9 protein-coding genes are annotated in these 10,993 nt (G+C 69.0%); 3 read left to right on the top strand and 6 right to left on the bottom strand.

What is annotated here, in order from left to right:
• A partial coding sequence (locus O1Q03_RS39300; RefSeq protein ID WP_269511367.1) for a cytochrome c occupies positions 1-1,223 on the top strand: 1,223 nt, incomplete at its 5' end.
• A gap of 240 nt (positions 1,224-1,463) precedes the next feature.
• Positions 1,464-1,796, top strand: coding sequence for a hypothetical protein (locus O1Q03_RS39295; RefSeq protein WP_269511366.1), 333 nt, complete (start codon positions 1,464-1,466; stop codon positions 1,794-1,796).
• Between the two features lie 122 nt (positions 1,797-1,918).
• On the opposite strand, the gene mmsB is transcribed toward O1Q03_RS39295, so the two are convergent.
• From mmsB to O1Q03_RS39280, 3 genes are all read right to left on the bottom strand, one after another.
• Complete coding sequence (gene mmsB, locus O1Q03_RS39290; RefSeq protein ID WP_269511364.1) at positions 1,919-2,809, bottom strand: 3-hydroxyisobutyrate dehydrogenase; 891 nt, start codon at positions 2,807-2,809, stop codon at positions 1,919-1,921.
• A gap of 210 nt (positions 2,810-3,019) precedes the next feature.
• Positions 3,020-4,546, bottom strand: a complete 1,527-nt coding sequence (locus tag O1Q03_RS39285) for a CoA-acylating methylmalonate-semialdehyde dehydrogenase (protein WP_269511362.1) — start codon at positions 4,544-4,546, stop codon at positions 3,020-3,022.
• A gap of 116 nt (positions 4,547-4,662) precedes the next feature.
• Entirely contained in the window at positions 4,663-5,982 is a 1,320-nt protein-coding gene (locus tag O1Q03_RS39280) for an MFS transporter (protein WP_269511360.1), read from the bottom strand.
• A gap of 155 nt (positions 5,983-6,137) precedes the next feature.
• Between O1Q03_RS39280 and O1Q03_RS39275 the strand changes: the two genes are divergently transcribed.
• Complete coding sequence (locus O1Q03_RS39275) at positions 6,138-7,097, top strand: LysR family transcriptional regulator (protein WP_269511358.1); 960 nt, start codon at positions 6,138-6,140, stop codon at positions 7,095-7,097.
• A 140-nt stretch (positions 7,098-7,237) separates the two neighbouring features.
• Here the strand turns inward: O1Q03_RS39275 and O1Q03_RS39270 are convergent, their stop codons facing one another.
• From O1Q03_RS39270 to O1Q03_RS39260, 3 genes are all read right to left on the bottom strand, one after another.
• Complete coding sequence (locus O1Q03_RS39270) at positions 7,238-9,100, bottom strand: potassium transporter Kup (RefSeq protein ID WP_269511357.1); 1,863 nt, start codon at positions 9,098-9,100, stop codon at positions 7,238-7,240.
• Positions 9,101-9,389: 289 nt separating this feature from the next.
• Entirely contained in the window at positions 9,390-10,112 is a 723-nt protein-coding gene (locus O1Q03_RS39265) for a haloacid dehalogenase type II (RefSeq protein WP_269511355.1), read from the bottom strand.
• A gap of 238 nt (positions 10,113-10,350) precedes the next feature.
• Positions 10,351-10,989, bottom strand: coding sequence for a hydrolase (locus O1Q03_RS39260; RefSeq protein ID WP_098549143.1), 639 nt, complete (start codon positions 10,987-10,989; stop codon positions 10,351-10,353).
• Between the last annotated feature and the right edge of the window lie 4 nt (positions 10,990-10,993).

The raw sequence follows: 10,993 nt of genomic DNA, 5'->3' as shown, positions 1-10,993 counted from the left end.
CGATCGCGCCGCTCGCGCCCGGCGGCGCGGACGGCGCGATGTGGAGCGCGGCGACGCTCGAGCGCGGCCGTCTGATCGCGCTCGCCGGCGATTGCGCGGTTTGCCATACCGCGCCCGGCGGCGCGATCAATGCGGGCGGTCTTGCGCTCGACACGCCGTTCGGCACGATCTACACGACCAACATCACGCCCGATCCGGAAACCGGCCTCGGCGCATGGTCGTATCCGGCGTTCGCGCGTGCGATGCGCGAAGGCATCGGCCGCGACGGCACGCATCTGTACCCGGCGTTCCCGTACACCGCGTTCGCGAAGATCAGCGAGCCCGACCTGCTCGCGCTCTATGCGTATCTGATGTCGCAGCCGGCGGTGAAGCACGCGCCGCCGAAGACGAAGCTTCCGTTTCCGCTCGATCAGCGGCGTCTCGTCGCCGGGTGGAACTGGCTGTTTCACGACGCGCGGCCGTTCGCGCCGGACCCGGCGCGCTCCGCGATGTGGAATCGCGGCAAGTACCTGGTCGACGGCGCCGGCCATTGCGGCGCGTGCCACACGCCGCGCAACGCGCTCGGCGCGGAGAAGGGCGGCCGCGCATACCTCGCGGGCGGCGAGGCCGAAGGCTGGATCGCGCCGCCGCTCGTCGCGTCGCCGGCCGCGCCGGTGCCGTGGACCGAAGCTGCGCTGTTCGACTATCTGCGCACGGGCTTCTCCGCGCAGCACGGCGTCGCGGCCGGGCCGATGGCGCCCGTCGTCGCGGGGCTCGCGGCGCTGCCCGAATCCGACGTGCGGGCGATCTCGCACTATCTGGCGTCGCTGTCGCCGCCAGTCGATGCCGCCACGGCCGCGGCCGCCGCGGCCCGCCACGCGCCGGGCACGGAAGCCGTCGCGACGCTCGGGCTCGAAAGCGGCCGCCGTGCGTTCGATGCGGCGTGCGCGGTCTGCCACGCGGAATCGGGCGGCGTCGGCCATTTCGGCGTGCGGCCGCTGATGGGGCTCAACACGAGCGTCAGCCAGGCCGCGCCCGACAACCTGCTGCGCGTGCTGCACAACGGGATCGACCAGCCAGCCACCGCTCAGCTCGGCTACATGCCGGGCTTTCGCGACGCGTTCGACGATCGGCAGATGGCTGAACTCGCCGCGTACATCCGCGCGCGCTACGCGCCGGGGCAACCGGCGTGGGGCGATCTGGAGGCGGCCTCGGCGCGGATTCGGCAAGAGGGCGCGCACTGACGGGCGAGCGCGTCGACGGTCGCGATGGTCGCTATGGCCGGGCCTCGCGCGGCAGCCCGGAAAAGCGACGAGGCGGCCCGCGCAGCCCGCCGCGCGGGCCGTCGATCTTGCCGAAGCGGGTCATCGTTTAACCATTCGAAACAATGTGTTCACCGAAAAGGGCATGATCTCCGGCGATCGGACGGGCATACTGTCGCCTATGTTGCTCAATGCCGTCGACCCGACGTGCGCTTGCCCCCCATGTCTATCCCTGTGCCTTTTCGATCCCTGCGATGGTTGACTGTCGCGGCTGCTGTGTGCTTGCTCGCCGCCTGTTCGACCGCTTCCGACGTGACCGCGACGTCGAACCCCAACGTTTTCACCGTGACGACGCGCACGCTCGGCGTGTCGACGACGTGGGCCGACGCCCATGAAAAAGCCGTCTCCGAGGCCACCAACTACTGCTCGCAGCGCGGGTTGCGCGCGAGCCTGAAGCAGGAGTCGCTGACGGGCGGCCGCCGTGTCGATGCGCGCTCCGAGCTTGCGTTCGAGTGCCATCCGACCTTCGAAACCGCGACCAACCCGCGCGGGTAAGCGTCGATCGCGCGTTCGCGGCGGCCTCATTCGCGGCGCCAGCGTTTGCGTTCCTCCGGATGTGACTCGACCCGCGATGCCGTTGAACGGCATCGCGGGTCGGCGCACGTCCGTTTGCCGCGTTACGCGGACTGCGCTTCGTACAGCTTCACGCACGCGGAGAAGTCGAGCGTGCCGAGCCCTTGCTGGCTCATCGACTGATAGAGCTGCTGCGCGAGCGCGCCCATCCACACCGGCTGCCGCGCGCTGCGGGCGGCCTCCGTCGCGAGCCCGAGATCCTTCAGCATCAGGTTCGCCGCGAAGCCGCCCGTATAGCCGCGCGCGGCCGGCGCCGCGTCGTTCACGCCCGGGTACGGGTTGTACGTGTCCGAGCTCCAGCAGCGGCCGGTCGACGTGTTGATGATCCCGGCCAGCACGGACGGATCGATGCCGAGCGCCGCGCCGAGCGCCATCGCCTCCGACACGCCCATCATCGAGATCCCGAGCAGCAGGTTGTTGCAGATCTTCGCGATCTGCCCGGTGCCCGTGCCGCCGCAGTGGACGACGTTCTTCCCCATGTCGAGCAGCACCGGGCGGATCCGCTCGAACAGCGCGTCCGACGCGCCGACCATGAAGGTCAGCGTGCCGGCCTGCGCGCCGCCGGTGCCGCCCGACACTGGTGCATCGGCGAGCGGGAAGTCGCGCTGCGCGGCCGCTTCGGCCACCGCGCGCACGGTGCCCGGATCGATCGTGCTGCAGTCGACGAACGTCGCGCCGGCGCGCGCGCCGGCCAGCACGCCGTCGTCGCCGAGGTAGACGGCGCGCACGTGCTGCGCGGCCGGCAGCATCGTGATGACCAGCGTGCCGCGTGCGGCCGCGTCGCGCGGCGACGCGGCGGCCGTCGCGCCCGCGCGTACCGCGGCGTCGACCGCGTTCGCGTCGAGGTCGAACACCGTCAGCGTGTGGCCGGCCTTGAGCAGGTTGGCGGCCATCGGGCCGCCCATATTGCCGAGTCCGATGAATGCAATTTCCATGTACAGGTCTCCGTGTCGACCGGACTTGGCGCTTCAGCGCCTAGTCCGGTCCCATGCACCGCAGTCGACCGGACTTGGCGCTTCAGCGCCTGGTCCGGTCCCATGCACCGCAGTCGACCCGACTTGGCGCTTCAGCGCCTGGTCCGGTCCCATGCACCGCAGTCGACCGGACTCGGCGCTTTGGCGCTTGATCCAGTCCCATGCCCCCACTCAGCGCAGCGCGATGGTCGTGTTCACGCCGCCGGCCGTCGCGTCGTCGTCGAACCAGCGCGCGGTGACCGTCTTCGTCTGCGTATAAAACTGCACGACCTGCTTGCCGTACGGGCCGAGATCGCCGAGCTTCGAGCCGCGCGAGCCGGTGAAGCTGAAGTAGGGCACCGGCACCGGGATCGGAATGTTGATGCCGACCTGGCCGACGTCGATCTCGCTCTGGAACTTGCGCGCGGCCGCGCCGCTTTGCGTGAAGAGCCCCACGCCGTTGCCCATCGGGTTCGCGTTGACGAGTGCGATCGCTTCGTCGAGCGTGTCGGCTTCCATCACGACCACCACCGGCCCGAAGATTTCTTCCTGGTAGATCGACATGTCGGTCGTCACGCCCGAGAAGATCGTCGGGCCGACGAAGTTGCCGTGCTCGTAGCCGGGCACCTTCACGTCGCGGCCGTCGAGCAGCAGCGTCGCGCCTTCCTTCACGCCGGCGTCGATCAGCGACAGGATGCGCGCCTTCGCGGCCTTCGACACGACCGGACCGACGTCCGTGCCGGCTTCGGCGCCGGCGTTGACCTTCAGCGCCTTCGCCTTCTCGACGAGGTCGGGCAGCCAGTCGCGCGCCTGGCCGACGAGCACGACGACCGACGTCGCCATGCAGCGCTGGCCGGCCGCGCCGAAGCCGGCGCCCACCAGTGCGTTGATCGCCTGCTCGCGATGCGCATCGGGCAGCACGACGGCGTGGTTCTTCGCGCCCATCATCGACTGCACGCGCTTGCCGTGCTGGCTGCCGAGGTTGTACACGTGCGTGCCGACGCGCGTCGAGCCGACGAACGAGATCGCCTTGATGTCCGGGTGCGTGCACAGGCGGTCGACCACCGTCTTGCCGCCGTGCACGACGTTCAGCACGCCCTGCGGCACGCCGGCCTCGATCGCGAGTTCGACGAGCTGCATCGTCGACAGCGGGTCCTGCTCCGACGGCTTCAGCACGAACGTGTTGCCGCAGACGATCGCCATCGGGAACATCCACAGCGGGATCATCCCGGGGAAGTTGAACGGCGTGATGCCCGCGCACACGCCGATCGGCTGGCGCAGCGTGTAGGTATCGACACCGCCCGCGACGTTCTCCGCGAATTCGCCTTGCTGCAGCGTGCCGATCGAGCACGCATGCTCGACCACTTCGAGGCCGCGGAAGATGTCGCCCTGCGCGTCGGGCAGCGTCTTGCCTTGCTCGGCCGTCAGCGTGTGCGCGATCCGTTCGAGGTTGCGACGCACCAGATCCTGGAACTTCAGCATGATGCGCAGCCGCGCGCCGATCGGCGTCGTCTTCCAGGTCTGGAACGCGCGCTGCGCGGACGCGATCGCGGCATCGACTTCGTCGAGCGTCGCGTACGGCACGCGGCCGATCACTTCCTGCGTCGCGGGGTTCACGATGTCGCCCCATTCGGCGCTTTGCGATTCGACGAACGCGCCGTCGATCAGCAGCTTGGCGGTGGGCAGGGCGAGGGTGGTCTGGGGAACTGCGGCGTTCATTGAACTCTCCGAGAAGCGGTAGTGGTGCAAAGGAAAAGGTCGACTGCGTCCGCCGCGCGTGCGGCCACGGCGAACGGCAGGTCAAACTGAAATCGCGGCGATGCAGGCCGGCGTACTCACGCGCGCGCCGGGCGCATCAGCGCGGTACACACGAGCGCGAACACGCCGAAGCCGACGAGATAAGCGATCACGTAATGCGGCTGGCCGCCGCCGGCCTTGAGCAGCGACGTCGCGATCATCGGCGCGAAGCCGCCGCCGATCACGCCGGCGAGCTGCACCGACAGCGAGATGCCGCTGTAGCGGATTTCCGCCGGGAACTGCTGCGCGAACAGCAGCGATTCCGGCGCATACAGAATCGGGAACACGACGCCGAGGCCGAGCACGATCGCCCACCATGCGTACGACGTCTGCTGCGTGCCGAGCATCATGAAGAACGGCGCGGCGAACGCGCACATCAGCACGAGGCCGATCGCGAACATCCGGCGCTGGCCGATGCGGTCGCTGAGATGCCCGCACAGCGGCATCGTGACGAGCGACAGCGCGGCGCCGGCCGTGATCGCGTGCAGCATCTCGGCTTTCGGCAGATGCAGCTGCTGCGTCGCATACGCGAGCGCGAACGTGACGACCATGTAGAACCACGTGTTCTCGGCGGCGCGCGCGCCGACGATCGTCAGCACCTCGCGCGGATGGCGGCGCAGCGCGGCCGTCACCGGCGACTTCTCGGCCTTGCCCTGCTTGCGGACCTTCTCGAAGTCGGGTGATTCCGGCACCTTCGCGCGGATGAACCAGCCGAGGCCGACGAGCGCGATACTCGCGAGGAACGGCACGCGCCAGCCCCACGACAGCATGTCGGCGTCCGGCAGCGCGGCCACCGCGGCCATTGCGACCGACGACAGGATCAGCCCGAGCCCGACGCCCGTTTGCGGCAGGCTGCCGAACAGCCCCTTGCGGCCCTTCGGCGCGTGCTCGACAGCCATCAGCACCGCGCCGCCCCATTCGCCGCCGACCGCCATCCCCTGCAGGAAGCGCATCGCGATCAGGAGCGCTGCGGCCCAGTAGCCGATGCTGTCGTACGACGGGATCAGCCCGATGACCATGCTCGGCACGCCCATCAGCAGCAGCGTGATCATCAGCATCGACTTGCGGCCGATGCGGTCGCCGAAGTGGCCGAACACGATGCCGCCCATCGGCCGGCCGATGAAGCCGACCGCGAACGTGCCGAACGCGGCGAGCGTGCCGACGACCGGGTCGAGCGACGGGAAGAAGATGCGGTTGAACACGAGCGCGGCGGCGGTGCCGTACAGGAAGAAGTCGTACCACTCGATCGTGGTGCCGGCCATGCTGGCCCAGCCGGCCAGCAGATAGTGCTTCGCGGTGCGCTCGGGCGCCGGTGCCGCGATGGCTGCATGCTCATCGAGGGTGGATCGGGTCTGCATGGTGTCTCCGGTTTTTGTTGCCCGCGGCTCATGGTCCTCAGGTCACGGTCGAGTATAGTTATGCGCAGATCCATGATGTACCGACAAGAAAACCGGTTGGATATGCATTTATGCATATCGACGGCCGGCCCCGAGACGCCAGCTTTTTTCCGCCGATGCGACATGCCACCGAGCCGGTTTCCGGCAACCTGAACTGGGACGACCTGCGCTTCTTCCTCGAAGTCGCGCGCACGCAGCGCGCGAGCGGCGCGGCGAAGCGGCTAGGCGTCGATTACACGACCGTCGCGCGGCGCATCCGCGCGCTCGAGGCCGCGATGGGCACGCTGCTGTTCGACAAGTCGCGCTCCGGCGGCTTTACGCTGACGGCCGAGGGCCAGCGGCTCGTCGCGTACGCGGACGCGATGGAGACGACCGTGCAGTCCGCGTGCGACCAGGTCGCGAACACCGGCGAGGCGCTGTCGGGCCATGTGCGGATCGGGTCGACCGAAGGATTCGGCTGTTTCTTCCTCGCGCCGCAGCTCGCGCGGTTTCGCGTCGCGCATCCGCACGTGACGGTCGACCTGCTGCCGGTCCCGCATTTCGTCAACCTGCCCAAGCGCGAGGCCGATCTCGCGATCACGCTCGAGCGGCCCGAGCGCGGCCCTTACGTGGTCACGAAGCTGTGCGACTACCAGTTGCGGCTCTATGCGACGCGCGACTATCTCGCGACCCATCCGCCGATCACGTGCACCGACGATCTCGCGCGGCACGCATTCGTCAGCTACGTCGACGATCTGGCGTTCAGCAGCGAGCTGCTGTACCTGGAGCGCGCGGTGCCGGGCGCAACGGCCGGGCTGCGCACGACGAGCGTGATCGCGCAGGTGTTCGCGGCGCTGCAGGGCGGCGCGCTCGCGATCCTGCCGTGCTTCATGGCGGCCACGCAGCCGGCGCTGGTGCCGGTGCTGCCGGACGAGGTGCTCGTCACGCGCTGCTTCTGGCTGACGTGTCGCGAGGATCTGCGCAAGCTGCGGCGCGTGACGGCGCTGTGGGATTACCTGCGCGCGGCGGCGGACGCGAATCGCGCGTTGCTGATGGGGGAGTCGGCGCGGTTGCGATTCGTCGGGGATCCGGCATAGCGGCCGGCGCGGGAAACGCGGATATCGCGACCGCGATTCAGCCGGTCATCCGAGCGCACGCCGAGCGGGCATTGACGGATGCCGGCAACGCGTTCGTCGTGCGTGTCGCCGTACGCGGCGTGACCGCCTGGCGGCCGGCGCTAGATCGACACCTCTCGACCCAGATCGACCACCTGCTCGGCCGGAACCCGCAGATAGTCGGTGACGCGCGTGCAGTTGCGCAGCATCAGCGCGAATGCGCGGCCGATCCAGCGCGGCAAGCCGTGGCCGTCGCCGCGGCACGTGACGCGCTCCATGCCGATGAAATACGTGAGCGTGCCCGGGTCGCGCGGGCCGGCGTGCGCCGCTGCGAGTTGCGCCATCAGCGCCGGCAGGTCGATGTGCTCGATGAACCCGTAGGTCGCGGTCACCGTCCAGTAGCCGGGCACCGGTTGCGCGACCCTGATCCGGCTCGCGGCGTCGACCCACGGCGTCGACGCGATGTCGAGCGTCACGGCCAGCACGTTGCGATGCAGCGACCGGCTGTGCCGGACGTACCACAGCAGCACCGGCGGCACGCGGTCCTTGGCGCGCGTCAGGAACACCGCGGTGCCCGGCACGCGGGTGAGACCGTCGCCCGTCGAGCGCATGAACGCGTCGGGCGATACCGGGTTCTCGTCGAGCCGGCCGGCCACGGCCGCCAGCCCGCGGTGCCATACGTACATCACCAGATACACGAGCGACGCGATGATCAGCGGCACGTAGCCGCCGTTGAACAGCTTCAGCACGTTCGACGTGAAGAACGCCGTGTCGAACGTGAAGAACAGCCCGGCCACGGCGCCGCTCGCCAGCAGGTTCCAGCCCCAGATTTCGCGCATCGCGATGAACAGCAGCACGGTGGTCAGCAGCATCGTGGCGGACACCGCGATCCCGTACGCGCCGGCAAGGTTGCCGGACTTCCGGAACAGCAGCGCGAGCCCGATCGTGACGACCATCAGCGTCCAGTTGACCGCGCCGATATAGATCTGTCCGTAGCCTGCCTGCGACGTCTGCACGACCCTCATGCGCGGCATCCATTCGAGCTGGATCGCCTGGCGCGTCATCGAGAACGCGCCGGTGATGATCGACTGGCTGGCGATCACGGTCGCGATCGTCGACAGGATCACGAGCGGCAGCGTGAGCGCGTCGGGACAGAGCCGATAGAAGATGTTGCCGCGGGTGGGCGCGCCGGCCAGCACGAGCGCGCCCTGGCCCGCGTAGTTCAGCACGAGGCTCGGAAACACGAGCGACGCCCACGCGAACTTGATCGGCTTCGCGCCGAAGTGCCCCATGTCGGCGTACAGCGCTTCGGCGCCCGTCACGCACAGGAACACGCCGCCGAGCACGAGAAAGCCGGTGCCGCCGCCATGCAGCAGATAGGCGAGCCCGTGCAGCGGATCGAGCGCGAGCAGGATCGCCGGATGACGCACGATGCCGGCGATGCCGAGCACGGCCATCACGACGAACCAGACCGTCATGACCGGGCCGAACGTGCGGCCGATCTTCGCGGTGCCGAGCGGTTGCAGCGCGAACAGCGCGAGCAGGATCAGCACCGCGAGCGGCAGCACGTACGGCTCGAACGCCGGTTCGACGAGGGTCAATCCTTCGATCGCCGACAGCACGGAAATCGCGGGCGTGATCGCGCCGTCGCCATAGATCAGCGCCGCGCCGAACAGGCCGGCCGCGACGATCAGCGGCCGCGCGCGCCGCTTCACGCCGAGCAGCGCCATCAGTGCGAGGATGCCGCCTTCGCCGTCGTTGTCGATCCGCATCGCGAAGCCGGCGTACTTGACGGTCGTGACGACGATCAGCGTCCAGACCAGCAGCGAGACGACGCCGAGGATGGTGTCGGGCCGCGGGCCGCCCGACAGGTCGAGCACGGTCTTGAACGTGTAGAGCGGGCTCGTGCCGATGTCGCCGAACACGACGCCGAGGGCACCGACGCCGCTGGCGAGCAGCAACGGCGATTTGCGGTGATTCGACATGCGCTTCCTTCGCTTCCTGACGGGTTGACCGGATCACGCACGCACGGCACGCGTCGGGCGGCGGCGAGCGGCCGCGGCGTTGCGCCGAATCATGCGAAAGGCGGAGTGTTGCGCGTGACAGGCGCTACCGGAAAACGGTTCGGGCCGGGCCGACATCACGTGCCGCAGTCGCTGCGTCGACGCCGCCGTGCGCCGTGTTGCACTGCAATCCGCGTTTCCGCAATCCGCGTTCCCGCACGGCACCGGGCCGGCGCCGCAGGCGCCCGTCCGCGCGCATGCGGGGCCGCGCTCAACCCGGGCAACCGAGCCAGTCCGCGAGTTCGCTGAGGTCCTTGACGTCGAAGTCCCACGCCGCGTCGGCTTGCAGGTCGGTCGTCTGGTTCGGCCCGTGTTCGGTCGGGCGCAGCACGAACGCGGTGGACAGCCCGAGTTGCCGCGCGGCGGCGAGATCGCCGTTGTGCGCGGCGACCAGGCACAGCTCGGCCGGCGCGATGCCGAGAATCTCGACCGCTTCGGTATAGACCTTCGGCGACGGCTTGTACGCGCGCGCGACTTCGGCGCCGAGAATCGCGTCCCACGGCAGGCCCGCGTGTTTCGCGACGTCGATCATCAGCCGGATATTGCCGTTCGACAGCGGCGCGATCACATAGCGCCGTTTCAGGCGCTGCAGCGCCGCGACGGCATCCGGCCACGGATCGAGCCGGTGCCACGCGAGCGTGAGCGCATCGATCTCCGCATCGGGCACGCCGTCGATGCCGTAGCGATCGAGCGTGCGCACGAGGTTCTCGCGGTGCAGCACGTCGAGCCGGACGTAGCGCCTGCGCCCGCTGCGGATTTCCTCCATCGACGGCGAGTATTCGCGCCGCCACGCCTCGGCGAACTCGAACGGGTCGAGCGCCGGCGCATGGCGCGCGAGGAACGCGGCGGCATCGCGCGCGACACCGCTTCTCCAGTCGACGATCGTTCCGAATACATCGAAAACGAGCGCCTTGATCTCGGCAGGATTCGTCATGTGATTCCGTGAAGGTCGAACGAACGGAAGCCGGCACGCGGCGTTGCTGCAATGCACGATGCCGGGTCGAACGACATTGAATCACGGATGGGAAAACGCGGCTCGCCGCGATGAACGGCGCGGCGGCCGGCGCACTGCCAGGTCGCGCGGATGGACGGGCACCCGCCCGGGCCGGGCGGCTCGGGCGGGGCGGTTCGTGTCACGCAGGTTGCGTAGAGACGGGGTGGGAACGCGCGAATCAGCTCTTGTCGTACGAGAACTGGATGCCCGCGGTGCCGCCGGTCTGGATGAACAGGTCGATGAACGCGGGGACGGTTGCGCTGCGCGCCCAGTCGCGCTGCAGTTCGCAGAACAACTGCGCGACGCTGATCATCTGGCCGCCGGCCTGCTCGATGCGGCGCAGCGCGGCTTCGTGCGCGGCCACCGACGTGCCGCCGACCGCGTCGACGACCACGTAGACCTCGTAGCCGGCCTTCAGCGCGTCGAGCGCGGGGAAGGTCAGGCACGCTTCGGTCCACAGCGCGGTCATGATGAGTTTCTTGCGGCCGGTGGCTTCGACGGCCTTGCGGAACTCGACGTCTTCCCACGAGTTGATGCTGGTGCGGTCGTAGGTCGGATAGCCTTCGAGCGCGGCGCGCAGCTGCGGGATCGGCGGCTTGTTCAGGCCGGTCTTCACGTTGACGGTCGAATGGACGATCGGCAGGCCGTACGCGACGGCGGCTTTCGATGCGCCGACGATGTTGTTGATCAGCAGCTGCCGATCCATCGACGCGATGGAGTTCACCTGGACCGGCTGGTAGTCGATGACGATGAACGCCGCGTTCTGCGGGGTGAGCAGGTGGTCGTTCGCGGGATCGCGAATCGGTTCGCTTGCCATGGTT

Source organism: Burkholderia sp. IMCC1007, from assembly GCF_027257875.1.
GTDB lineage: Bacteria > Pseudomonadota > Gammaproteobacteria > Burkholderiales > Burkholderiaceae > Burkholderia.
The sequence above is the reverse complement of the archived record's forward strand: the minus strand, read 5'-3'. Positions and strand labels throughout refer to the sequence as shown.

Coding starts and splice junctions, on each gene's coding strand:
- mmsB (WP_269511364.1), bottom strand. CDS start 2,809: ATGGAAATTGCATTCATCGGACTCGGCAATATGGGCGGCCCGATGGCC.
- O1Q03_RS39260 (WP_098549143.1), bottom strand. CDS start 10,989: ATGGCAAGCGAACCGATTCGCGATCCCGCGAACGACCACCTGCTCACC.
- O1Q03_RS39270 (WP_269511357.1), bottom strand. CDS start 9,100: ATGTCGAATCACCGCAAATCGCCGTTGCTGCTCGCCAGCGGCGTCGGT.
- O1Q03_RS39280 (WP_269511360.1), bottom strand. CDS start 5,982: ATGCAGACCCGATCCACCCTCGATGAGCATGCAGCCATCGCGGCACCG.
- O1Q03_RS39295 (WP_269511366.1), top strand. CDS start 1,464: ATGTCTATCCCTGTGCCTTTTCGATCCCTGCGATGGTTGACTGTCGCG.
- O1Q03_RS39275 (WP_269511358.1), top strand. CDS start 6,138: ATGCGACATGCCACCGAGCCGGTTTCCGGCAACCTGAACTGGGACGAC.
- O1Q03_RS39265 (WP_269511355.1), bottom strand. CDS start 10,112: ATGACGAATCCTGCCGAGATCAAGGCGCTCGTTTTCGATGTATTCGGA.
- O1Q03_RS39285 (WP_269511362.1), bottom strand. CDS start 4,546: ATGAACGCCGCAGTTCCCCAGACCACCCTCGCCCTGCCCACCGCCAAG.